18 protein-coding genes are annotated in these 23,470 nt (G+C 68.5%); 11 read left to right on the top strand and 7 right to left on the bottom strand.

The window, feature by feature from the left end:
• Nucleotides 1–45 precede the first annotated feature (45 nt).
• On the top strand, nucleotides 46–1,374 hold the full coding sequence (locus NYZ98_RS30470) for a carotenoid oxygenase family protein (RefSeq protein WP_262847026.1): 1,329 nt from the start codon (nucleotides 46–48) through the stop codon (nucleotides 1,372–1,374).
• Nucleotides 1,375–1,428: 54 nt separating this feature from the next.
• On the opposite strand, the gene NYZ98_RS30465 is transcribed toward NYZ98_RS30470, so the two are convergent.
• The gene (locus NYZ98_RS30465; protein ID WP_262847025.1) at nucleotides 1,429–2,271 is read right to left on the bottom strand and encodes a TetR family transcriptional regulator; all 843 of its coding nucleotides are present in this window, start codon (nucleotides 2,269–2,271) and stop codon (nucleotides 1,429–1,431) included.
• 91 nt (nucleotides 2,272–2,362) lie between these two features.
• Between NYZ98_RS30465 and NYZ98_RS30460 the strand changes: the two genes are divergently transcribed.
• The 4 genes from NYZ98_RS30460 (at nucleotide 2,363) to NYZ98_RS30445 (ending at nucleotide 8,702) form a co-directional block, all read left to right on the top strand.
• Entirely contained in the window at nucleotides 2,363–3,592 is a 1,230-nt protein-coding gene (locus tag NYZ98_RS30460; protein ID WP_262847024.1) for an FAD-dependent monooxygenase, read from the top strand.
• A gap of 551 nt (nucleotides 3,593–4,143) precedes the next feature.
• Nucleotides 4,144–5,859 (top strand): B12-binding domain-containing radical SAM protein, encoded by a 1,716-nt coding sequence (locus tag NYZ98_RS30455; protein WP_262847023.1) that lies wholly within the window; start codon nucleotides 4,144–4,146, stop codon nucleotides 5,857–5,859.
• A 26-nt stretch (nucleotides 5,860–5,885) separates the two neighbouring features.
• On the top strand, nucleotides 5,886–6,473 hold the full coding sequence (locus NYZ98_RS30450; protein WP_262847022.1) for an HD domain-containing protein: 588 nt from the start codon (nucleotides 5,886–5,888) through the stop codon (nucleotides 6,471–6,473).
• 3 nt (nucleotides 6,474–6,476) lie between these two features.
• A complete protein-coding gene (locus tag NYZ98_RS30445) occupies nucleotides 6,477–8,702 on the top strand; it encodes a TIR domain-containing protein (protein ID WP_262847021.1) in 2,226 nt (741 codons plus the stop codon).
• A 91-nt stretch (nucleotides 8,703–8,793) separates the two neighbouring features.
• Here the strand turns inward: NYZ98_RS30445 and NYZ98_RS30440 are convergent, their stop codons facing one another.
• On the bottom strand, nucleotides 8,794–9,408 hold the full coding sequence (locus NYZ98_RS30440; RefSeq protein WP_262847020.1) for a TetR/AcrR family transcriptional regulator: 615 nt from the start codon (nucleotides 9,406–9,408) through the stop codon (nucleotides 8,794–8,796).
• A 103-nt stretch (nucleotides 9,409–9,511) separates the two neighbouring features.
• Between NYZ98_RS30440 and NYZ98_RS30435 the strand changes: the two genes are divergently transcribed.
• Nucleotides 9,512–10,147 (top strand): NAD(P)-dependent oxidoreductase, encoded by a 636-nt coding sequence (locus NYZ98_RS30435; RefSeq protein ID WP_262847019.1) that lies wholly within the window; start codon nucleotides 9,512–9,514, stop codon nucleotides 10,145–10,147.
• 12 nt (nucleotides 10,148–10,159) lie between these two features.
• Here NYZ98_RS30435 and rho read toward each other — a convergent pair whose 3' ends face one another.
• A complete protein-coding gene (gene rho, locus NYZ98_RS30430; RefSeq protein WP_262847018.1) occupies nucleotides 10,160–11,368 on the bottom strand; it encodes a transcription termination factor Rho in 1,209 nt (402 codons plus the stop codon).
• Nucleotides 11,369–11,773: 405 nt separating this feature from the next.
• Here rho and NYZ98_RS30425 point away from each other — a divergent pair, with 405 nt between their 5' ends.
• Nucleotides 11,774–12,478 (top strand): MBL fold metallo-hydrolase, encoded by a 705-nt coding sequence (locus NYZ98_RS30425; protein WP_262847017.1) that lies wholly within the window; start codon nucleotides 11,774–11,776, stop codon nucleotides 12,476–12,478.
• 181 nt (nucleotides 12,479–12,659) lie between these two features.
• Here the strand turns inward: NYZ98_RS30425 and NYZ98_RS30420 are convergent, their stop codons facing one another.
• Nucleotides 12,660–14,915 carry an MMPL family transporter gene (locus NYZ98_RS30420; protein WP_262847016.1) on the bottom strand — a complete coding sequence of 752 codons (2,256 nt, stop codon included), beginning with the start codon at nucleotides 14,913–14,915 and terminating at the stop codon, nucleotides 12,660–12,662.
• 183 nt (nucleotides 14,916–15,098) lie between these two features.
• On the opposite strand from NYZ98_RS30420, the gene NYZ98_RS30415 reads away from it, so the two are divergent.
• Nucleotides 15,099–15,560 (top strand): NUDIX domain-containing protein, encoded by a 462-nt coding sequence (locus NYZ98_RS30415; RefSeq protein ID WP_262847015.1) that lies wholly within the window; start codon nucleotides 15,099–15,101, stop codon nucleotides 15,558–15,560.
• Nucleotides 15,561–15,610: 50 nt separating this feature from the next.
• On the opposite strand, the gene NYZ98_RS30410 is transcribed toward NYZ98_RS30415, so the two are convergent.
• The 3 genes from NYZ98_RS30410 to NYZ98_RS30395 form a co-directional block, all read right to left on the bottom strand.
• On the bottom strand, nucleotides 15,611–17,893 hold the full coding sequence (locus tag NYZ98_RS30410; protein WP_380708504.1) for a rhamnogalacturonan lyase family protein: 2,283 nt from the start codon (nucleotides 17,891–17,893) through the stop codon (nucleotides 15,611–15,613).
• Nucleotides 17,894–18,154: 261 nt separating this feature from the next.
• Nucleotides 18,155–19,117, bottom strand: coding sequence for a UDP-glucuronic acid decarboxylase family protein (locus tag NYZ98_RS30400; protein ID WP_262847014.1), 963 nt, complete (start codon nucleotides 19,115–19,117; stop codon nucleotides 18,155–18,157).
• Nucleotides 19,114–20,319, bottom strand: a complete 1,206-nt coding sequence (locus tag NYZ98_RS30395; RefSeq protein ID WP_262847013.1) for a glycosyltransferase — start codon at nucleotides 20,317–20,319, stop codon at nucleotides 19,114–19,116. Before NYZ98_RS30395 ends, NYZ98_RS30400 begins: the two co-directional genes overlap by 4 nt.
• A gap of 396 nt (nucleotides 20,320–20,715) precedes the next feature.
• Between NYZ98_RS30395 and NYZ98_RS30390 the strand changes: the two genes are divergently transcribed.
• The 3 genes from NYZ98_RS30390 to NYZ98_RS30380 all read left to right on the top strand — a co-directional run.
• A complete protein-coding gene (locus NYZ98_RS30390; protein ID WP_262847012.1) occupies nucleotides 20,716–22,137 on the top strand; it encodes an L-lactate MFS transporter in 1,422 nt (473 codons plus the stop codon).
• Nucleotides 22,134–22,358, top strand: a complete 225-nt coding sequence (locus tag NYZ98_RS30385; RefSeq protein ID WP_262847011.1) for an MFS transporter small subunit — start codon at nucleotides 22,134–22,136, stop codon at nucleotides 22,356–22,358. The genes NYZ98_RS30390 and NYZ98_RS30385 overlap by 4 nt, the downstream gene beginning before the upstream one ends.
• 320 nt (nucleotides 22,359–22,678) lie before the next feature.
• Nucleotides 22,679–23,470 (top strand): hypothetical protein (locus NYZ98_RS30380; RefSeq protein ID WP_262847010.1); only part of this gene is annotated, 792 nt, incomplete at its 3' end.

Here is a 23,470-nt window from a genome sequence, read left to right as displayed (position 1 = left end):
ACGCGCAAGCACCCGCACGTCCCGCAGAGTTCTCAGGAGACCAGCATGGACACCGCCCGCCCCACCTACCTGTCCGGTCACCTCGCCCCCGTCCCCGACGAGATCGGCGCCGTCGGCCTGCCGGTCACCGGCACCCTGCCCGCCGAGCTCACCGGCCGCTACTTCCGCAACGGCCCCAACCCGCTCCCCGGCCAGGACCCCGGCCACTGGTTCGCGGGCCCCGGCATGGTCCACGGCATCCGGCTCCGCGACGGCCGCGCCGACTGGTACCGCAACCGGTGGGTGCGCACGCGCGCCTTCACCGAGGGCGCCAAGTTCGTCGGCCCCGGCGGCTTCGACCGGACGGCCGTCTCCGCCAACACCCACGTGATCCACCACGCCGACAGGATCCTCGCCCTGGTCGAGGTCGGCCTGCCGTACGAGCTGACGCCCGAGCTGGAGACCGTCGGGCCGGTCGACTTCGGCGGCCGGCTGACCACCGGCATGACGGCGCACCCGAAGCAGGACCCGGTCACCGGTGAACTGCACTTCTTCGGGTACGGCTTCACCGCGCCCTACCTGACCTACCACCGCCTGTCCGCCCAGGGGGAGCTGGTGGAGAGCCGGGCGGTGGAGGTCCCCGGCCCGACGATGGTCCACGACTTCGCGATCACCGAGAACCACGTCGTGTGGCTGGACCTGCCGGTCGTCTTCGACATGGACCTCGCCGGCTCCGGCGGCATGGCCTTCCGGTGGGACGACTCCTACGGCGCCAGGCTCGGCGTGATGGACCGGGCGGGGAAGGTGACCTGGTTCGACATCGACCCCTGTTACGTGTTCCACGTCGGCAACGCCCGCGAGGACGCCTCGGGCCGGATCGTGCTGGACGCGGTCCGCTACTCCCGTGACTCCTTCGCCGAGCTCTGGCCCCGCCTCGGCGGCGTCGCCGGGCCGCCGGACGCGGCGGGCGGCGCCACGCTGCACCGCTGGGTGCTCGACCCCGCGAGCGGGATGGTGAAGGAGGAGCAGGCCGACGACCGCGACGTGGAGTTCCCCACGTTCAACGAGGACCGCCTCGGCCGGTCCAGCACCTACCTGTACGCGGTGACCGAGGGCGCGGTGGTGAAGTACGACACCGAGACCGGGGCCTCCCGCTTCTGTGACGTCGGCGGGCGTCCTGGAGAGGCGGTCTTCGTGCCCGCCGCCGGGGCGCGGTCCGAGGATGACGGCTGGCTGCTGTCCATCGTCGGCGACCACGCGGGCGAGGGCTCTGAACTGCTCGTGCTGGACGCCGGCGGGCTGGACTTCGTCGCCTCGGTGCGGCTCCCGCGCCGCGTCCCCGCCGGGTTCCACGGCTCGTGGATCCCCGACCCGTCGGTCACCGTCTCAAAATAGCGTCTCATAAAGCGTCTCAAAACACCGATGTGACGGCGGCCTCCCCGGCCGGCGTCACACCGGCAGGTGGCGGTAGAGGGTCGCGCGGGAGACGCCGACGGCGGCGGCGATCTCGGCCATGGTGTGCGCCCCGCTCGCGTGCATGCGGCGGGCGGCGCCGATCATCTCGGGGGTCATCGCGCCCGGCCGCCCGGCCCGCCGCCCCGGCGCCGCCTGGTCCGCGGCCTTCGGCGTGGTGTCCGGCGGTGTCTCCGGCGCTGGTTCCGGCGGGGCCTCAGGCACGGCCGCCTCCGACGGGGCCTCCGGCACGGACTCCGGAGGGGCCCCCGGCACGGTCTCCGGTGCTGTCTCCGGCGCGACGGCGTACAGGCGCCGCACCCCGTCCAGGACCGCCAGGCGGAGCGGCCCGGTCGGGGTCCGCGCCAGCAGGATGACCGGGTCGCTCAGCATCGCGATCGCCTGGGCGGCGCGCACCTGGTCGGCGAGGCCCGCGCTCGGCCCGGCGACCAGGTGGTTGGCCAGGGTCATCATGTCGACGAAGCGGTGGAAGACCGGCTCCTGTGTGAGCACCCTCATGTCCTGCATGACCATGTGCAGGACGTCGCGATGGGTGAGGTAGGTCTCCAGCAGGCCCTCGATGACCGACCAGCGCGTGCGGGGGTCGCCGGGCGCGGTCCCGACGTCCAGGGCCGCCTCCAGGTCGGCGATGATCGGGGTCGCCAGCGCGACGAGGATGTCCGCCTTGGTGGAGAAGTGGTAGAGGACCGCGGTCTTGGTCAGCCCCACCCGCTCGGCGATCTCCCGCACCGACGTGCGCTCGTAGCCGCGCCCGCCGAACAGTTCGAGCGCGGTGCGCAGGATTCTCGTCCTGGTGTCCTCGGCCGGTCTCTCGTTCACGGGCCCAGCCTACCGGCTTGCCTGACCGGCGGTCAGCGACCTACAGTGTCCTCACTGACCATTGGTCAGTTTCATCTGAGATGGGGGCACCATGACGACGCGGAACCGCGACGTGCTGATCTCCGGGGCCAGCGTGACCGGTCCCGTGCTGGCCTACTGGCTGGCCCGATACGGGTTCCGGCCCGTGGTCGTCGAACGGGCCAAGGCGCCGCGCGAGGGCGGGTACCCGATCGACGTCCGGGGCCAGGGCGTGGACGTGGCCGGCCGCATGGGCGTCCTGCCCGAGCTCAGGCGCGCGTCCGTGGAGATGGCGGCGCTGACCTTCGTCGACCGCGAGGGCCGCAGGTCGGGCGGCTTCGACGCGCGTGCGCTGCGCGAGGCCCTGCCCACGGGCGACATCGAGCTTCCCCGGGGCGACCTGGTCCGGATCCTCCACGAAGCCACTTGGGGCGACGTCGAGTATGTCTACGACGACTCGATCAAGACCCTCGACCAGGACGACGACGGCGTCACGGTCTCCTTCGAGCGCGGGGCCGCCAGGCGGTTCGACCTGGTGATCGGCGCCGACGGCCTGCACTCGATCGTCCGCAGGCTGGCCTTCGGCGAGGAGTCCCGGTTCATCCACCACCTCGGCTCCTACGTCGCCGCCGCCGACGTGCCGAAGGAGCTGGTGACTGGGCGGTACGGCGAGGACGACCAGGTCGTGCTGTACAACGAGCCGGGGCGGATGGCCGGGATCTACAGCTATCTCGACCGGGCCACCGGGATCTTCGTGTTCCGCCCGCCGGGCCCGGTGACCGGCGAGCGGGACGGCGACCGGCAGCGGCGGCTGCTCGCCGAGGCCTTCGCCGTCTCCGGGTGGCAGGTGCCCGAGCTGCTCGCGGCGGTGACGGCGGCCCCCGACTTCTACTTCGACTCGGTCAGCCAGATCCGGATGACGCCCTGGTCGCGCGGCCGGGTCGCGCTGGCGGGCGACGCCGCCCACTGCCCGGCCCTGCTGTCCGGCCAGGGCACGACGCTGGCGATGGTGGGGGCCTACGTCCTCGCGGGCGAGCTGCACGCCGCCGGGGGAGACCACCACCGCGCGTTCGCCCGCTACGAGGCCGAGCACCGCGCCGTCGTGGCCAAGGGCCAGGCGCGGGTCAAGGAGGGCGACAGCCGCCTCGTCCCCGCCACGGCGCGCCGCATCCGCACCCGCAACCGCCTCAGCCGCCTCGCGGGCCTCGCCGTCGCCGCAGCCCCCCTCCTCCGCCTCACCCACCGCCCCGCCCCACGCCTGAGGCATTACGACGACAAGAATCTGCCCATGACCGGGGTCTGAGTGGGCCTCGGTAATGATCGTTGCAGCCTTTGAAATTTCTCTTGAAGAACCTCTGCACCCTTTACGGCGGTGAGGGGAAGCAAGCCGATCGCGACGGATATGGAGTGCCCTTCCTAAGGTTCGGATCCACTCCGATCTTCGCAGAGTGCAGTGGTCGACTCCGCTTGCCAAGTATGGGATGACTCAAACTACGTTTACCCGACAGCCCATAGAGGACCAGGACGGACATAAATGATTAATGGCACAAAACGTCGACTTTCGGCCAAATGACCATGGATGGCCCATTGGCTCAGGAATCTCCTCATTGGCAATCTCCGAGGATCAAGGGTTCCGGCACCTTTGCGCCCGGCGCGACGATCGACAAGAGATAAGCGGACCGAACATCTGCAGCTTCTTACGCTAGAACCCCTGGCCGGCATTGTGGCCGGGCCATGCTCTGTGTAAATTACTGCTTGTCAGGGTTTCGCGGGACGGATGGCCAACTCATCGAAGTGTCGCAAGTGCACTAAGTGTCTCAGTGTAGGTTCATTTAGAGCAAAGAAACGGCGAACATGATCGAGGCGGATCAGCCAGGTGAAGTCAGGGCGGTTCTTTTAGGCCTCTATTCCAAGAATTATCCGGCAATAGGCGAAAGCCACGGGCTCTCTGTAGCGGCAGGGGGCCTGCTGGCCTCCATGCCAGGCAGTTTATTCAGCATGCATGTGCTGGACATGGTGGAGTGGGGTGAGGAGGACTGCGGGCGAGCGGTTGATCTGATACGTGCCGTCCGAGCCAACGTGTTGGCCATCGGACTGGCCTATGGGACGTTTAGCACCATTGAACGGCAGTATCACGCTCTGCGGTCCGCTCTTGATGGCCCCGATCCGCTTGTCGCCTTTGGTGGGCCTATCGCGACGTATCTCGGTGACCGACTTCTGGCGGACGTGGCTCCCGACGCGGTCCTCATCGTAGGTGAGGCGGATGAGGCACTCCCTCAGTTGGTCGAGATGTGGAGGCTTCGGCGCTCCTATGAGACGGTGCCCAACATCCACTACATCGGGCCTGATGGTAAAAGAGTAAGGACTCGCCGTCTGCTCGTCGACCTGCGCGCAGGAATACCTCCGTTCCGTGGACATGTCCGGGGCATCTATAAGAACGGTGGTCAAATCTTTACGGAGACAAGCCGAGGCTGCTCATGGGCGGCTTGTACGTTCTGCCTTCGGGGCCTTAATGATGTGGCAGGGCGAGCGCAGGAGTACCGGCGCAAGTCAGCAGAATTAGTGGCGAACGACCTGAACGGGCTCACCGAGCTTGGGGTTCACGATGTGACGATCGCGGATGAGGACTTCCTAGGAGGTTCGCTCGCCGATGCGGAACGTTTCGTTGAGGAGCTTGCGGAGAGGAAAATCGCCTTTCCTAAGATGGATGCAAGCCTTACAATTCATTCTGTTTACTCGCGAAGAGATTCCTCGGCAGAGGATTGTCGCCGAGCGAGGGTCGTTGAACATCTCGCCGACCTAGGACTCCAGAAAGTGTTCCTCGGAATAGAATCATGTTCCCCGGGTCAGCTTAAGCGTTATGCGAAAGGGCACACACGCGATGAGGCCGCCATGGCGGTCGAACGACTCCTAGCGCTGGGCATCCGGGTGGAGATCGGTGTCATCCTTTTCGATCCGTTATGTAGCTTAAGTGAGATTGAGGAAAGTCTTCGTTTTATGCGAGCTCATGGTTTGGCCGCCATGGCATCAGGCTTGAGTAGCAGCCTCAGGCTGCAGACGTCCTCGCATTACTTGAACATGCTGGAGAAGTACGAGCAGAGGTTCGGTGTGACACTGCACGAATCGACCATGGACCCGGACACGCTTTCCCACAGATATGTGTTCGCAGAAGCAGACGTCAATCGGTTCTTCAGAATGATCGAAAGCTGGAACCAGCGTCTGCATCCGCTGTATTATCCTGCGAAGAACTTGTCTCGTTCGGGATCAACGGGAATTTTCGGCACCGCAGTGCACCCCCTCCGTCAGGCCATAGTGGATTTTCGTAATGACCTATGTGATGCCATGTTGTCCGCTATCGGCTGTCTTGAGCAGGGGCAGGACCCTGAGTCAGAATTGCGAACGAGCCTCTCTGAAGCCGCTGGCGCGCTAGCCTCATGCGTGCAATACGCGATCAGCACCCTAAGATCAGGACTTGCGGACCACGCGGTGGTAAGACAGGCGTCTATTGCAGCTCACGATGTCGATCTGCTGACTAGCGCCCGATCTCCGGCGAGAGGAATATTGACCTGATGGACGCAGAACGGACTCTCGATAGCATGGCCGAGTTGCATGCATTGACGAAGCTACCACGGATCGGCTGGGTATTGGCAGGGGTCGCGAACCCGGAATCGGTATCTGACCACTGTTTTGAGACTGCCATCATCGCCTACATACTTGCTCAACAGATAGACGAGCCGGTCGAACTGGGAAAAGTTCTCACAATGGCTTTGTTTCATGAGGTCGGAGAGGTGAGATTGACTGATCTACCCCGCCGATCCAGTCCGTATGTAAGAGAGTTCAAGCGTAAGGCGGAACGCGAAGCGGCCGTCGACATTCTTGGCGATCTTGCTGGTGAAGTTCTGCCGTTGCTCGACGAGTTGCACGAACTCAAGACGCTTGAAGCGAGGCTTGTCGAGGCTGCGGAGGAACTTCAGATCATAGCAGCGGCAATGTACTACGCCAAGGAGAATCAGGGCGATATCTCCGAATACCGAAGAGACGTCGCGCGTTACGACGCACTGGGGATCGTCCCGGCTGCCCTGGTGGCTGAGGTTGTCGCCAGGAGGCTCGGTGAGTACCTCGGTGACCGCCCCTACTGGGAACTGGGATATCGGCGGGAGAACCAGCCGCCAGCGAAAGAATGAAATATGGCCTACGACGTCTTCTTGAGTCACAGCCTGCAGGACGCCGAATGGGCTGATCGCCTCTATAGGCGCCTTCGGCGGTTTCGGGTGAGCGGTAGGCCGCTTGAGATCTTCTTTGCGCCGGCGGCGATAGGAGCCGGCGAGTCCATCCCGCGCGGCCTGCGGGAGGCGCTGGGCTCTTGTCGGCACCTGGTAGCTGTGGTCACGCCTTCATGGCTGGAATCCGAGTGGTGCAGACTTGAGGAGGAAGTGGTCGTCTGGCGTGACTCGGCGGCCGTGGACAGGGTACTTCTTCCCCTACTCCTGCAGGACTGCGGCCTGCCCTCCGTGCTACACAGACTGAAGTACATCGATTTCAGACGCTCGGCTGACTATGAGCGATCTCTTCAGGAAATAGTCAGTGCCATAAGGGCTGGTATCAGACGCTCTGTCGACAGTGATGAGACCCAGCGTCAGAAGCGCGCGCTGCTCAACTCTCCGATCCTTCCTTGGTTGAACTTCAATGGACCGAGTTTTGATTTTGTGTGGCCAGAAATGATCATGGATCCTAGCATCAAACTGCACAAGCATCCAGGTCCGGAGACAAGGTTGTCGCGCTGGCTCGCACAACCTGAGCCTTTCAGGTCCTCATGCATCGCAGTAGTCGGTGATGCGGGATCGGGAAAGACGACCGCCCTGCGAACAATCCTCTTGTCGGGTGGTGGTGCATTTCCTGAACAGCGAGTCCTCCTCCAGGCTCGAGAAGTCGGCACTAAGATCGATTCGATCATCGCGAAGGTTGACAGGCAGAGCGCCCTGACTGTCCTGGTCGACGGTCTGGACGAGGCGAGCGAGAGCGTCATGGTGGATTTGGCGCGATCACTGAGCAGGCTATTGCAGCTGAACGCCGTTGTCATTGTCGCTTCTCGGACGGAGTTCTTTGAACGCCAGTACCCTGTACTTCACCCTCATGTGGGGGAACTGGCAGAGGTCGTGGAAATATGTAGCTGGCATGACGGCGATGTGCGGGAGTTTTCCCGACTTTACGCGGAGAGGGTCGACGACGACTCGATCTCGGCTGTCATCGAGCGCATCATGGAGGACTTCGCCGGCTCACGCAATCTAATCAGTAATCCGATGCGGCTCACACTGCTTCTCTATCTTCTGGCGGTGGGAACGCGATTGGATGTGGTCGATCTCAAAGAGCCCTATAGCCTGTATCGCCTCTTCTACGATGAGTGGATTAAGAAAGAGCGACATCGTGGTACTGGGGGTTTCGATGCCAAGGTCATCCGACGTGCGCATCTGCTCATTGCCCGATGGATTTATCGAAATAAGGGCGATGTGAGTCTTTTGCGGTTGATTGTCGGCGATGTGGTGGGGGTGAGCTTGCTGGACTCGCTGGATGACTCGGCGTTCTCCGAGCTCCTCACGATCGATCGGGACGAGTCGGGCGAGGCCCTGGTCAGAGGGTTCCGCCATGAGACTATCGGCGAGTTCCTTATTGCTCAGCACATTTTGACCTCCTTCCTGGAGGGTGGGGAGGAGATCGACGTCGCTCTCGACACAACCGTTGCCGACGACGTGAACGTGTTCGTGCGTAGTGGGATGCTGGAGGCCCCCCGCCGTTCCGTCGAGCGGTGCCTGGCAAACTTGACTGAACGGTACGAGTTGCTTGTATCAGTGGATGAGACCACCGTTCGGTCAACGGATCACCAGAATCAGGCGGACAGGGTCAGGGAACAGATTCTCTACTATATAGGGAGGCTACCGTTGAACGAGATCCCCCCTGTGCTGTCCTGGGCATTTGCGAACGAGAGACATCCCCTGCTTCGACGCTCAGCAGCATTGAGTGTCATTCTTCAAGGTGACTCTGAAATTGAGAAGAAATATCTTGCTCTGCTTGACGAGCCAGATGAAGCGAGGATGAACCGTTCAGTGCAGATGGTATATTTCGGAGACGTCCAGGCTGATCTACATACTTTTGTCGATGCTGGCCAAGACTGGTCCAGAACACGAGCAGCGATCTACCGGCGTTTGTCAGGGAATCTCCTCCGGGATCTGCGTCTGCGTTTTTGGGACCTTCGGACTCTCCGATCCTTCTATGAGAGTCGTACATACTCGGATCTTCTGTCTGAAGGCGAGCGACAGGTTCTTGTGCGACTGAACCTCATAGATCCCTCTTCGCAGGATCGGACTGCGGCTCTTAGCGCTGAATACCAGAAGCTAGCGTCACACCTGGACCTCTAGACATGCTGGATCGACCACTGGGCTCGCTTGGGATGTCGCGGGCATCGGCTGCGTGTGTATGTAAGGTCCTCCGCATTTGCGTCAGCGAGGGTCAGGCGATGCCGGTCAGGAGGGTGCGGGTCAGGCCGGTGGCGAAGTCGTCCAGGGTCGCGGGGGAGCCCTCTTCGCCCATGAAGTGCCGCAGGAAGGCGCGCTGGTAGCAGGCGCCGAGGAGCAGGGCCGCGGCCGGTCCGGGGTCGGCGTCCGCGCGGATGCGGCCGGCGGCGCGCAGGCCCTCGAGGAAGGCGGCGAGCGACTCCAGCGGCTTGTGCGGGCCGGCGTTCAGCGCGCGCAGCCCTTCGCGGTGGCGCGCGAGCAGGGCGGGCTCGGCGAACAGGGAGGAGCCGATGGGCATGCTCGCCTCGTAGAACAGCGTGGCGTTGCGTGCGATGTCGGTGAGGCTCTCCTCGGCGGTCCGCTCGCCGGGGTCCTCGGACAGCTCCGCGATCAACGGCCCCAGGGAGGGCAGCCGCTCGCGCAGGACGGCGACGAACAGCTCCTCCTTGCCCGAGAAGTGCCGGTAGAGGGCCGCCTCTGAGCACCCGGCGGCGCGGGCGATCTCCTTGGTGGTGACGTGGGCCAGGCCCACCGTGCGCATGAGGTGCTCGGCGGACGCGAGGATGCGCTGCCGGGTGCGGGCGCCGGAGGCGGTGCGCTGGTCGGGCATCGGGACGGTTCTTCCTTTCACCGGCCGGGGCTTTGCCCGGCCCCGCGGCGGGTACTCATCCTATGATGTGAGTGAGTACTCACCAACTTTGGGGGGAAGTCTCATGAAACTCACCGTCTTCGGAGCGACCGGCCGTACGGGAAGAGAAGTCGTCCGGCAGGCCCTGGACGCGGGACACCAGGTCACCGCCGTGGTACGCGATCCCGCGCGCCTGCCCGTCAGCCACTCCGCGCTGGAGGTCGTCACCGCCGAGGTGACCGGTCCCGAAGCGCTCCGCCCCGCGCTCGCCGGCCGGGAGGCCGTGATCTCCGCGCTCGGCCCGAACAACAGGAAGGAGGTGGGCATCGCCTCGATCGCCCTGCGGTCCATCCTGAGCGCGATCGACGGCACCGAGGTGCGCCGCCTCGTTGTCTTGAGCGCCGTGCCCGTCGGCCCCGTCCCCGAGGGGGAGCCCTTCTGGTACCGGAAGATCGCGCTGCCGCTGCTGCGCGGCCTCCTTCGCGAGGGGTACGCCGACCTCGCGGCGATGGAGGAGGAGGTGCGGCGCAGCGCCGTGGAGTGGACGATCGTCCGCCCGCCCCGGCTCACCGACAAGCCGCTCACAGGGGAGTACCGGCGGGTCATCGGGGGGAACGTGCCCGGCGGCCGCGCGATCTCGCGCGCCGACCTGGCGCACGCCATGCTCGCCACCGTCGACGACCCCGCGACGGTGAAGCAGGCGGTCGGGGTGGCCTACTGAGGGCCGGGCCCGTCAGGAAACGGTGACCTGCCGCAGGAAGGCCGCGTTCGAGGGGGTCTCCTTGAGGCGGTCAAGGAGCACGGTCAGCGCCTGCTCGCGCTCCAGCCCGGACAGCACCCTGCGGAGCTTCCAGATCGTCTCCCGCTCGGCGTCGGGGAGCAGCAGCTCCTCGCGCCGGGTGCTGGAGGCGCTCACGTCGACCGCCGGGTACAGCCGGTGCTCGGCCAGGGCCCGGCTCAGCCGCAGCTCCATGTTGCCGGTGCCCTTGAACTCCTCGAAGAAGTAGTCGTCCATGCGGGAGCCGGTCTCGGCGAGCGCGGTCGCGAGGATCGTCAGGGAGCCGCCCTCCCTGATCGCGCGTGCCGCGCCGAACAGGCGTTTCGGCAGGTGGACGGCCTGCGCGTCGATCCCGCCCGTGAGGGTCTTGCCGCCGTTCGGCGCGATGACGTTGTACGCGCGGCCGAGCCTGGTCAGCGAGTCCAGCAGGATCACGACGTCCTGGCCGCGCTCGACCAGCCGCTTGGCCCGCTCGACGGCCAGCTCGGCGATGGCCGTGTGGTCGCGCTCGGGCCGGTCGAACGTCGAGGCGATCACCTCGCCGTGGACGGACTCGCGGAAGTCGGTGACCTCCTCGGGCCGCTCGCCCACGAGCACGATCATGAGGTGGGTGGCCGGGTGGTTCCGGGTCACGGCGTCGGCGATCGCCTTGAGGACCATGGTCTTCCCGGCCTTGGGAGGCGCGACGATCAGGCCGCGCTGCCCCCTGCCGATGGGCGCGATCAGGTCGACCACCCGGGTGATGAGGGAGTCGGTCTCAAGGACCATGCGCCGGCGGGGGTGGATGGGCGTCAGCGCCGCGAAGTGCGGCCTGGCGTGCCCGGGGAGCTGGCCGTTGACCGACACCAGCGCGGCCAGCCGCTCGTACGGCCTGCGGGCGCTGCCCGTCACCAGGTCGCCGGGGCGCAGCCCGAACTCGGTGACCTGGGACAGCGGTACGCGGACGTCGTTCTCGCCGGGCAGGTAGCCGTTCGTCCTGATGAAGGCGGTCCGGTCGCGGACCTCCAGCAACCCGGAGACGTGCTCCAGGGGCTGGTCGGCGGCGGGCGTCCGCCTGCGCGGCTTGGCCGCGGTCGTGGTTTCTGGCACGACGTCGGCCGGAGGTGTCCGGGGAGTCGTGCGTGTTCTGGTGGTGCGTGGGGGTGCTTCGGTGGTCACGGTCATGGTCCGTCCTTGGGGATGGGCCGCGGGCCGGCTGAGGCGGCGGACGCCGGGCGCACCACGGAGACCGCCCGTGGCGGCCATGACGGCCTGCCGGAGCGACGGCGAGGTGGGCCCGCTCGGGGACCGGGGCCGCGGCCGGAAGGCCTGCGGCGGATCGGGCGCCGAACGGTGGGATGCCTGCCCCTCAGCGGGGCGGCGAGAGAAGAGAACGACTCTGAGATGTGCGCGAGGCCGAGCCGATCGCGCTGAAGAGCCACTTCAAAGATAACAGCAATGGGCGATCCCCGCGCAACCCCTGATCGCTAGTCTGTGCCGGAACACACCAGACGAAGGAGATCCATGTCGTACGCGCCCAGGTCCGTCGCCGGTGTCGAGGTGGTTCCGCTTTGCGACGCCGTGGGTCCGATGGGGGAGTCGCTCCGGCGCCCGGTGCGGGAGACGCTGTCCGGGGGGTCGCCCGAGGACTGGGCGGGGATGTCCGATGAGTGGGTGCTGCACTTCCGCTGCTACCTGCTGCGTCCCCGCACCGGCCGCCCGGTGCTGGTCGACACCGGGATCGGCGCCCCGGGCTCGCCCGCGTCGACCTGGGCGCCGGTGCCCGGCGGGTTGCTCGGCGAGCTGGCCGCGGCGGGCGTCGCGCCCGAGGACATCGGCACGGTGGTGCTCACCCACCTGCACTCCGACCACGCCAGCGGCGCCGTCACCGACGGCGTCCCGGCCTTCCCCAACGCCCGGCACGTGCTGCAGCGCGCCGAGGTCGACTGGATCGAGAACGCCGGCCCGAACCCCGTCCTTGACCGGATCCTGCGCCCGCTGACCGGCCTGGTCGACGTCGTGGACGGCGACGCCGCCGTCGCCCCCGGCGTCCGCGTCGCCCTGGCCCCCGGCCACACGCCGGGCCATCAGGTCGTCGAGATCGGGCCGCTGACGCTGACGGGCGACGTGGTGCTCCACCCCGTCCAGCTCGTCAACCCGGCCATCCGGTACGCCCACGACCTGGACCCTGAGGTGGCGGTGGCGACCCGGCTGGCCCTGCTGGACAGGGTGCGCGGCCAGGGCGGCATGATCGGCACCGCGCACTTCCCCGACTCCTTCACCGAGCTGTCCTGACCCGGCTCCTTCACCCGGGCCGTCCTGACCCGGAGCCGTACGCGTGTGTACGGCCCGCGCGAAGGCCTCCCTCCCTCAAGCGGGCCTCCTCCGGACGACCGTCTCCCCCGAGACGGCCTCCGCGCGCGAGCCGTACACGTTCTCGGCGGGCCTCCGGCGCGGTGCCGGAGGCCCGGGCCGGTCAGCCGACGGGGACCGGCAGCTTCTCCTGGGGGAGCGGTTCGAGGTCGTCATCGTCGTCGCCGTGCGAGAGCTGCGGCAGCCAGCCGAGCCAGCGCGGCAGGTACCAGTTCCAGTCGCCGAGCAGCTTCATCGTGGCCGGCAGCAGGACCGCCCTGACGATGGTGGCGTCGATCAGGATCGCCGCCGCCAGGCCGACGCCCATCTGCATGAACGTCAGCAGCGACAGGGTGGCGAAGGTGGAGAACACCGCGACCATGATGAGCGCGGCGCTGGTCACGACGCCCGCCGTGGACCTGATGCCGAAGCTGATCGCGTCCTCGGTGCGCATGCCCCGGTCGTAGGCCTCGCGCACCCGGCTGAGGATGAACACGTGGTAGTCCATCGAGAGGCCGAACAGGATCACGAACAGGAACAGTGGCAGCCAGTCGGTGATGTACCCGGTCGAGGTGAAGCCCAGCAGGCCCTCCCCGTACCCCTTCTGGAACACCAGGACCAGCACCCCGTACGCCGCCGCCACCGACAGCAGGTTGAGCAGGATCGCCTTGACCGCGACCACGAGCGAGCGGAACGACGTCAGCAGGAGCAGGAAGGCGAGCAGCAGCACGAACCCGAACACCAGCGGAATGGTCCTGGCGAGCTGGTCGTTGAAGTCCATCGAGCCCGCCGCGTTGCCCGTGACGTGGGCCTCGCCGGCGCCCGCGAGCGTCGCCGGGACGACCGTGTCACGCAGGGTGCGCACGGCGTGCTCGGTGGCCGCGACGTCGCCCTTGAGGCCGATGGAGATGCGCGCCACGTTCTTGCCGGGGTTGACCTCGACGCCGAACGGCTCGTTGGCCTCGCCCGTCGCGAACGCCTGTTGCTTGAACCGGTCGATGGCCGAGGTGACCGCCGGGGTCGTGACGTCCGCCGCCTTGAGCACGACGATCGCCGGCTCGTTGCCCCCGGGGAACGCCTTGTCGATGCGCTTGAACGTCTCGGCGATCGCGTAATTGCCCTGCAGGTCGTCGATGGTCTGCGTGCCCGTGCGCAGCGAGAACGCGGGGATCGCGAGCGCGACCAGGAGCCCGCCCGCCAGCACGGCGGAGACCAGCGGGCGGCGCAGCACCCCGTCGAGCACCTTGTTCCAGAACCGGCCCTCGCCGTTGCGCCCGCCGAGCTTGCGCGCCCAGGTGACCCGGCCCCGGGTCAGCACCCGCACGGTGCCGTGGATGAGCCGCGCGTCGACCTTGTCGCCGATCAGGGACAGCAGCGCGGGCAGCACGGTCAGCGAGCCGATCATGGCGGTCAGCACCACCAGGATCGTGCCCTCCGCGAAGCCCATGAAGGTGCCGTTGCCGGTGAGGAACATGCCGGCCATGGCGACGATCACCGTGATGCCGGAGATCAGCACGGCGCGCCCTGAGGTCGCCGCGGCGATCTCGATGGCGCGGCGCTTGTCGCGGCCCTTGGCCCGTTCCTCCCGTTCCCTGCGGATGTAGAACAGGCTGTAGTCCACGCCCACGGCGAGGCCGATGAGCAGCATCAGGTTCGGCGTGGCGTCGTCGACGTGGAGTAGATGGCTGGTGAGGCCGAGCAGGCCGGTGGCGCCGATGATCGCGGTCATCGCCAGGGCGAGCGGGACCAGCGCCGCGAGCAGCGCGCCGAACGCGGCCAGCAGGATGCCGAAGGTGATCGGGAGCGAGAGCTGCTCGGCCCGGACGAAGTCCTTGTCGATCGCCTCGCCGATCATCTTGCCCGCGCTGGCGCCGCCGGCCTCCTCCACGCGCAGCTCGGGGAAGCCCGCCTGCACGCCCGCGACGGCGGTGAGGACCGGCTGCACCCGCCCGTCCGCGGTCTTCCCCTCACCCTTCATGTTGAACTGGACGAGGGTGGCGTGCTTGTCGGGGGTGACCGGCGAGGGCTCCTTGTCGTACGGCGTGCGCACGCCCTCGACCTGGCCGGTGGCGGTCACCGCGTCCTTCACGCGGGTCACGGCCTCGCGGAACCGGGGGTCGCTCACCGACAGGGCGCCGTCCTTGGACTGGATCAGGACGACCTCGCCCGCGACGTCCTTGAAGTTCGCGCCGTCGAGGATCTGACCGGCTTTCCGGGAATCGCCGTTCTGGCTCTCGTAGTCCTTCATCTTGGCCGTGCCGACGGCGTTGCCCGCGATCGTGGCCACGGCCACGAAGGCGATCCAGATCACCAGTGCCGCCCAGCGGTGGCGTGCGCTCCACCCGCCGATCGAGGCGGCCAGATTCCTCCGGCGTCTCATCTCACGTCTCCCCCATCTGTGGTTTTACTCTGACGTTATGGGGGAGGACAGGTCGGTACATCGGCCGTGAAATGCAGATCCTGGGTAGTGCGGAAGGCTTAGGGCGAGGTCCCAGCGTCCATCTTCCGGCCTACGGGTGAGCCCCTAGGGGTCGCTGGGGCGTGGCACCGCTACGGTCGGTCCATGGCCTGGATCTCGCCGGACGACTTCTACGAAAAGATCAACAAGACCGTCGCAGCGGCGGGTGCCTTGATCACCGACCCTGCGGGCCGGGTGCTGCTGGTCAAGCCGAACTACCGCGACCACTGGGGCTGGCCCGGAGGGCACGTCGACGAGGGTGAGACCCCCGAGCGGGCCTGCGCCCGCGAGGTGACCGAGGAGCTCGGGCTGCGGCTGCGGGTCGGCAGGCTGCTCGGCGTGCACTGGGTCCCGCCGTTCCCCGACCGGCCGTTGCCCCTGGTGCATTTCCTGTTCGACTGCGGCACCGTGCCGGGGGCGGGGGACATCGTCCTGCAGGAGGAGGAGCTCGACGAGTGCGGCTTCTTCGACGAGGACCAGGCCCGCGACCTGATGCCGCCCTACCTCGTCCGGCGGCTCCACGAAGCCCTCGCCGTACGGCCCGGCGGCACGTACTACCTCACCTGAAGCGCGGCGGCCCCCCGAGCCGACGCGTGGCTCGGGGGGCCGCCGGTGGTCTACGGGGTGTAGACGTTCGGGAGCGGTGGGGTGGACATGCCGTTGCCGATGAAGAAGCTCGGGTGGGGCGGCTGGTTGTAGGCGGTGTTCTGCCAGGCGATGGCCGCGCGGTACTGCGTGTCGTGCATGAGGGTCACGATCCGGCGGTCGGTGAGGTTCGGCGTGGTGTAGACGCGCAGCGCCGTGTTGGCCGTGGTGGGCCAGACGACCTCCTCGCGCCAGTCGCCGAACAGGTCGCCCGACAGCGACGGCGTCGCCTTGGTGCCGTTGTTGGAGTGCACGTCGGACCCGGTGAGCAGCCGCGTCTCACCGCTGCCGTTGTACTTGTTGACATAGGTCTTGTCGAGCAGCTCGCGCACCGGGTCGGCGTCCCACCAGGCCAGGAAGTTCATCGAGGACGGCTTGGTGCCCACGCTGGCACCCTTGGGGTTGCGCAGGCCGTCGGCGGCGGCCGACCACGACTCGGCGCCCGCGCTGCCCGACCAGATGTCGGCGGAGACGCCGCGCCCGTTGTCGCCGTTCGCCGGGGTCGTCCACAGGACCTGTCCCGTGCGGGCGTCGGCCATCCACGAGCTGGGCTTGCTGGAGTCCTCGTCGACCTTGAACTCCTCCAGGCCGGCCCGCGAGGGGTCCAGGTCGCCGACGTGCATGGCGTCGCCGTGCCCGTGGCCGGTGTTCCACAGGCCCCGGCCGGTGTCGTCGACGCACATGGCGCCGTAGACGATCTCGTCTTTGCCGTCGCCGTCCACGTCGGCCACCGAGAGCTGGTGATTGCCCTGGCCGGCGTACGCGCTGTTCCCCGAGGAGTTGGAGTCGAAGGTCCACCGCTGGGTCAGTGCGCCGTTGCGGAAGTCCCAGGCCGCGATGACCGTGCGGGTGTAGTAGCCGCGCGCCATGATGAGGCTGGGCCTGGTGCCGTCCAGGTACGCCGTGCCGGCGAGGAAGCGGTCGACCCGGTTGCCGTAGGAGTCGCCCCAGGAGGACACGGTGCCGCGCGCGGGGTTGTAGTTCACCGTGGACATCGCGGCGCCGGTCTGGCCGTTGAACATGGTCAGGTACTCCGGGCCGGTCAGGACGTATCCGGAGGAGTTGCGGTAGTCGGCGCTGGAGCTGCCGATCACCGCGCCGGTGCCGTCCCTGGTGCCGTCGGCGGTCTTCATGGCCACCTCGGCCCTGCCGTCGCCGCTGTAGTCGTACACCTGGAACTGGGTGTAGTGCGCCCCGGCCCGGATGTTGCGCCCGAGGTCGATCCGCCACAGGCGTGTGCCGTTGAGCCGGTAGGCGTCCACGAAGACGTTGCCGGTGTAGCCGGACTGGGAGTTGTCCTTGGCGTTCGACGGGTCCCACTTCAGGACGAACTCGTACTGCCCGTCGCCGTCCAGGTCGCCCACGCTGGCGTCGTTGGCGCTGTAGGTGTACGAGACGCCGTCGGGTGTGGTGCCGCCGGACGGCGGCGAGATCGGCACGTCGAAGTAGGAGCCGCCGCCGAACCTCAGCGAGGACTCCGACGCCGCCTGCTCGGCCCCGTTGACGACGGGCCGCACGGTGTACGACGCGTCGGCGGCGGCACCGCTGTCCAGGTAGTTGGTCGACCCGGTGATGGGTGAGGCGTTCAGCTTCGCCGAGCCCCGGTAGACGTTGAAGGCCACGCCCGACGGGTCGGTGCCCAGCAGGCGCCAGGAGACGAGGTTGGCGCTGCCGGACCTGGAGCTGACGAGGCCGCGGTTGAGCCGCTCGACCTGCCGCGCGCCGGCCGCCGGGGTGACGGTCGGGGTCACCGTGGGCGTGGGCGTGACCGTGGGCGTCACGGTCGGGGTCACCGTCGGGGTCACGGTCGGCGTCGTCGTCGGCCCGGCCGAGCCGGTGCAGGTGACGCCGTTGAGCGCGAACGACGCCGGTACGGGGTTGCTGGAGTTGTTCCACGAGGCGTTGAACCCGAACGAGGCCGTGCCGCCGGTCGCGAGCGCCGCGTTGTAGCCGGCGTCGGCGGCGCTCACCTGGGCGCCGCTCTGGGTGACCGTGGAGCCCCACGCCTGCGAGACCTGCTGGCCCGCGGCGAAGGCCCACGTCAGGGTCCAGCCGTCCACCGGGTCGCCGAGGTTGGTGACCTTGACGTCGCCCGTGAAGCCCCCCGCCCACTGGGTGGCGACCGTGTAGGCGACCTGGCATCCCGCGGCGGCGGCGTGCGCGGTCAGCGAGGTCACCGTGGCGGCCAGCGCGAGCGCGGCCGCCGACCCCATGACCGCCAGCCGGCGTACCGGCGATTTCGCGATATGGCGCATGGCTCTCCCTTTCCGAGAGATTATCGAAGCGCTTCGATTCGGGGCGCGGGGCGAAACCGGGGAAGCGGGACGCCCGCGTCGATGAATCGTGCCCGGAACGTAGATGACGCCGCCCGATACCGCTATCGGGCCGGTCGGCGGCGGTCGCGCCGGGCGCGCGCCGGGCGCGCGGCACCCGCGTGCCCACCTGCGGGCATGGCCGTGAGATCACCGGGAGCCCGGATGATACGTGCTGAAACTTTCAACCCCCGCCCGGCGGTGTCAGGACGCCGGGCTGCTCGTTTCCAGCAGTTCCCGCTCGAACCACGCGATGGTCCGGCGCAGCCCCGCGGTCGCGTCGATCCTCGGCCGCCAGCCGAGCCGGCCGAGGGCCAGCGAGGTGTCCGGGCGGCGGACGGCCGGGTCGTCCACCGGCCGCTCGACGAACTCGATCGGCGACGACGAGCCCGTCAGGTCGCGGACCATCGTGGCGATCCGCAGCATGGACAGCTCCGACGGGTTGCCGATGTTCACCGGCCCCTCGAAGCGGGCCGAGGCCATGGCGAGCACCCCGTCCACGGTGTCGTCCACGTAGCAGATCGACCGCGTCTGGCTCCCGTCCCCGGTCACCGTGATCGGCTCCCCGTTGAGCGCCTGGCGGACGAACGTCGGGATGGCCCGCCCGTCGTGCGGCCGCATGCGCGGGCCGTAGGTGTTGAAGATCCGCACGATGGCCGTGTCCACGCCATGGGCGGAGCGGTAGGCCGTCGTCAGCGACTCGGCGAACCGCTTGGCCTCGTCGTACACGCTGCGCGGCCCGACCGGGTTGACGTTGCCCCAGTACGTCTCGCGCTGCGGGTGCTCCAGCGGGTCCCCGTACACCTCGCTCGTGGAGGCCAGCAGGAAACGGGCGCCCTTCTCGCGGGCCAGGCCGAGGGCGTGCAGCGTGCCGAGGCTGCCGACCTTCAGGGTCTCGATCGGATGGCGCAGGTAGTCGGCGGGCGACGCGGCCGAGGCGAAGTGCAGCACCAGGTCCACCTCGCCCGGCACGTGGACGAAGCCGGTGACGTCGCACTCGACCAGGCGGAACCTCGGCCGGCCGATCAGGTGGGCCACGTTGCCGGGCGAGCCGGTGAGGAAGTTGTCCATGCAGACCACGGAGGCGCCCTCGGCCACCAGCCGTTCGCACAGGTGCGATCCGAGGAACCCCGCCCCGCCGGTGACGACGACCCGCGCGTGCGTCATCGGGACTCCGCCGGCGCGAGGGTGGGCACCCGGCCGCCGGTCAGGCGGCGGTACACCTCGAAGGTCCGCTCGGCCACCCCCGCCCACCCGTACCTGGTTCGGGCGCGCCACATCCCGGACGTCGCCAGCGAGGCCCGGAGGTCCGGCCGGGCCAGCAGGTCGCGCAGCGTCTCGGCCAGGACCCTGGGCCGCCGGGGCGGCACCAGCACGCCGCAGCCCGCGACCGTGTCCAGGTGGCCGCCGACCGCCGAGGCGACCACCGTGACCCCGCAGGCCATGGCCTCCAGCGGCACCATGCCGAACGGCTCGTACCACGGCACGTTGACGACGACCTGCACCGACCGCAGGAGGGCGGGGACGTCCGCGCGCTCAACGCCGCCGATCAGCCGCACCCGGCCGTCCAGCCCGGCCGAGGTCGCCAGGTCGCGCAGCCGCGCCGACTCCCGGTCGCCGGGCTCGCCGCCCGCGATGACGAGGTCGGCGCCCGGCACCTGGGCCAGCGCCTCGATGATCGTGTCGAATCCCTTGCGGGGGACGAGCCTGCCCATGCCGAGGATCCGGACATGTCCGGTGTTCCCGGGGTGCCGTCTGATGGGCCCGTCCGGGCGGAAGGCGCCGAGGTCGACCCCGCACGGGACCACCGTGACGCGATCGGCGGGCACGCCCATCGCCGCGAGCTCCCGCACCTCGTCGGCGCAGGTGGCGATGACCGCGGCCGCCCGCTGCCCGATGTCGTACTCGATGGCGACCCGGCTCGGCGGGCTGGTGTCGGCGGCGCCCTGCCAGCGCCGTTTCACCGTCCCCAGCGCGTGGAAGGTCTGGACGACCGGGATGCCGAGGTCGCCGGCCGCCATGAGGGCGGCCCACCCGCTCATCCAGAAGTGGGCGTGCGCCACGTCGGGCCGCTCGGCCTCCCAGCGGCGGGCGAGGTGCGCGGCGAAGGCGGGCATGTGGGGGAGCAGCTCGTCCTTGGACAGCGGTCGCGGCGGGCCGGCGGGCACGTGCTCGATGGTCACGCCGCGCGCCATCCGGATCGTGCCGGGCCCCTCGGCGGCGGCGCGCCGGGTGTACACCGTGATGTCGTGGCCGAGGGTGGCGAGGGCGGCGGCCAGCTCGGCGACGTGGACGTTCTGCCCGCCCGCGTCGACCCCGCCGACGGGGGCCAGCGGGCTCGCGTGCTCCGATACCAGGGCGATCCTCATCGCGCTCCCTCCTTGACGCCGGTCACCGGCGCCTCCGTGGCCCGTCTCGGAGGCGGTGCGCGGGCCGCGACTGGATGATCACGCGAGGCCGTCCGAAGGATCTCCATCGGGGGTCGTCGCCGGCGCGTGGCACACGGCGTCGCTCCCGGTACCGCGTCGGCTCACCTCCGTAGGGTCGCATCGAGTCTGGTTACCGAGCGGAGTGAGGGTCAAACCCGGCTTTGCGCAGACGTCGAGGTTGAGAGGCGATAATCATGGATTATGTCACGCTAAGTAGCGAAAAATGTGTTTTGATGGGCTACGGGGTGGTCTGGTCGACGTCGCGCCCGGAGGGGGATTCGATCACTTTTGTCGATCTCTCTCGACGGGGTAATGGCTACGGAATACTGTATGACCATGGCAGGTGAAGTGAGTCGCACGCCGGTATCACCGACCTCTCCTGGATTCCTCAGCCGCTCCCGCACGGTCGCGCCCCCGGCCTGGAGCCGATGGCTGGTCCCCCCGGCGGCGCTCTCCGTCCACCTCGCGATCGGCCAGGCGTACGCCTGGAGCGTGTTCAAGCCGCCGCTGGAGTCGTCGCTCGGCCTGACGGGCACCGCCAGCGCGCTGCCGTTCCAGCTCGGCATCGTCATGCTCGGCCTGTCCGCCGCCTTCGGCGGCACGCTGGTCGAGCGCAAGGGCCCGCGCTGGGCGATGTTCGTCTCGATGACGTGCTTCTCGTCCGGCTTCCTGCTGTCCGCGCTCGGCGTCGCCACCCGCAACTACTGGCTGGTCGTGCTCGGGTACGGGCTCGTGGGCGGCATCGGCCTCGGCATCGGGTACATCTCGCCGGTCTCCACGCTGATCAAGTGGTTCCCCGACCGGCCCGGCATGGCGACGGGCATCGCCATCATGGGGTTCGGCGGCGGCGCCCTCATCGCCTCGCCGTGGTCCTCGCAGATGCTCGACGCATTCGGCACCGGCACCGACGGCATCGCCAAGGCCTTCCTCGTGCACGGCCTGGTGTACGCGGTCTTCATGTCGGTGGGCGTGCTCCTGGTCCGCGTACCGCCGGACGGCTGGCTCCCGCGCGGCTGGACGCCGGCCAAGGCCGCCGCGCGGCCGCTGATCACCACCGCCGACGTCTCGGCGCGCAACGCGATCAGGACGCCGCAGTTCTGGTGCCTGTGGATCGTGCTGTGCTTCAACGTCACGGCGGGCATCGGCATCCTGGAGAAGGCCGCGCCCATGATCCGCGACTTCTTCTCGGCGACCGCGACGCCGGTGGCGGCCGGGGCGGCGGCGGGCTTCGTGGCCCTGCTGTCGCTGGCCAACATGACCGGGCGCATCGTGTGGTCCTCCACCTCCGACCTGATCGGCCGCAAGAACATGTACCGCGTCTACCTGGGGGCCGGCGCCCTGTTCTACCTGGTCATCGCGCTCGCGGGGAACTCCTCCAAGCCGCTGTTCATCATCTGCGCGCTCGGCATCCTGTCCTTCTACGGCGGCGGGTTCGCCACCGTCCCCGCCTATCTGAAGGACCTGTTCGGGACCTACCAGGTGGGTGCCATCCACGGCCGGCTGCTGACCGCGTGGTCGATCGCCGGGGTGCTCGGCCCGCTGATCGTCAACGCCATCGCGGACGCGGGCAAGGCCGCCGGCCGTTCCGGGCCGACGCTCTACACCACCTCCCTCTACATCATGATCGGGCTGCTGGTCGTGGGCTTCCTGGCCAACGAGCTGATCCGGCCCGTCAACCCCGTCCACCACGAACGCCCGGCCGGGGCGCTCACGCGGCCCGAACCGCCGCTCGCCACCAGTCAGGGAGACGCGCGATGACCACCGACCGCGACCCGGCCCCGGCGGACTCGGGCCCTGGCCGTCCTTCGGCCCCCGGCGAGATCCCCTTGGCCCCCGGCGACGGCTCGGCCGGCGGCGGGTCTCCGGACACGGGCCGGTACACGACGTTGATGGTGCTGGCCTGGGCGTGGGTCGGCCTTCCGTTCGCCTACGGGGTCTACGAGCTGTTCCAGAAGCTCACCCAGCTCTTCGGCGGCTGAGCGTTTCTCGCGCGGGGCGCTGTGGGTTCGCCGCCGCGTTGGCACGATGCAAGATCATTTGATGCGGATCGCCCGAGGAACCCTTGAGGGCCGGGCGACGCGGCATGCGGCCGTCCTCCGCGCGCCGAATGGGATGAAATACGCGAAACGGGCCGTCATCTTCATGTGCCGACGAATTCGACCACCTTCCTCTGTAACGGAGCGCAGTTAACCGGTAACCTAACCACCTCTATATAGAGCTATATGCGCACTGATGGGGATTCGGGTTGTCCACTGGAACGGTTCATCCATGGGTCGTCACCCCTCAAGGCAGGGTCGCCGTGGCCCTGGGAATCGCGGTGGCGGCACTCCTGGCGACCGTCGTGGTCGTGGCGAACCGAGGCGGCACGCAGCGGGCCGCCTTACCGCGCGGCACCGGATCCGCGTCCCTGGTCAGCGTCGACGCCGCCGCCGAATGGCGGGCGAGCACCGCCGAGTGGGCCGTACGGGAACTCGACCGGAGCAGGACCGTCGCCTGCGACCAGCCGATGTGCCGGGAACTCGCCAGGAGGGGGACCCCCGCGGGGGCGCTCCTCCCGATCGGCGGCCCCGAGGCGATCCTGCAGAGCGACGTGGTGATCGTGACGGCCCAGGTGCGCGGCGCGCTCGGCGCCCAGCTCAAGCCGCTGCTCGCCCCCGACGTCCTCGCGCGGTTCGGCACCGGCGCGAGCCGCTTCGAGGTACGCGAGGTCGCGCCCGGCGGGACGGCCGTCTACAAGGCACGACAGGCGGCCGACCGGGCCGACCGCCGCTACGCCGGGCGCAAACTGCTCGGCAACGCGCGGCTCGGCGTCACCCCCGACGTCGCACGGGAACTGTCCGCCGGGCACGTCGACGGGCGCCTGCTCACGGTCATCGCGCTGCTCACCGCCCAGCACCGCCTCTACCTGCGGTCCTTCGGCGACGCCGGTCACACCCCCGGCGTACCGCTGCGAAGCGTGGACATCGCCACCCTGGACGGCCGGACGCCGGCGGCCGCTGCCGTCACCGGCGTCGACCTGCTGCTCCACGGCCAGGAGACCCTGTTCCGCCCCGCCGCGACCACGACCCCCCACCCCCCCGAAGGCGGCCCC

It is taken from the genome of Sphaerisporangium corydalis, from assembly GCF_025506355.1.
GTDB lineage: Bacteria > Actinomycetota > Actinomycetes > Streptosporangiales > Streptosporangiaceae > Sphaerisporangium > Sphaerisporangium corydalis.
Note: the sequence above shows the minus strand (reverse complement) of the source record. Positions and strands in the feature narration are given on the sequence as shown.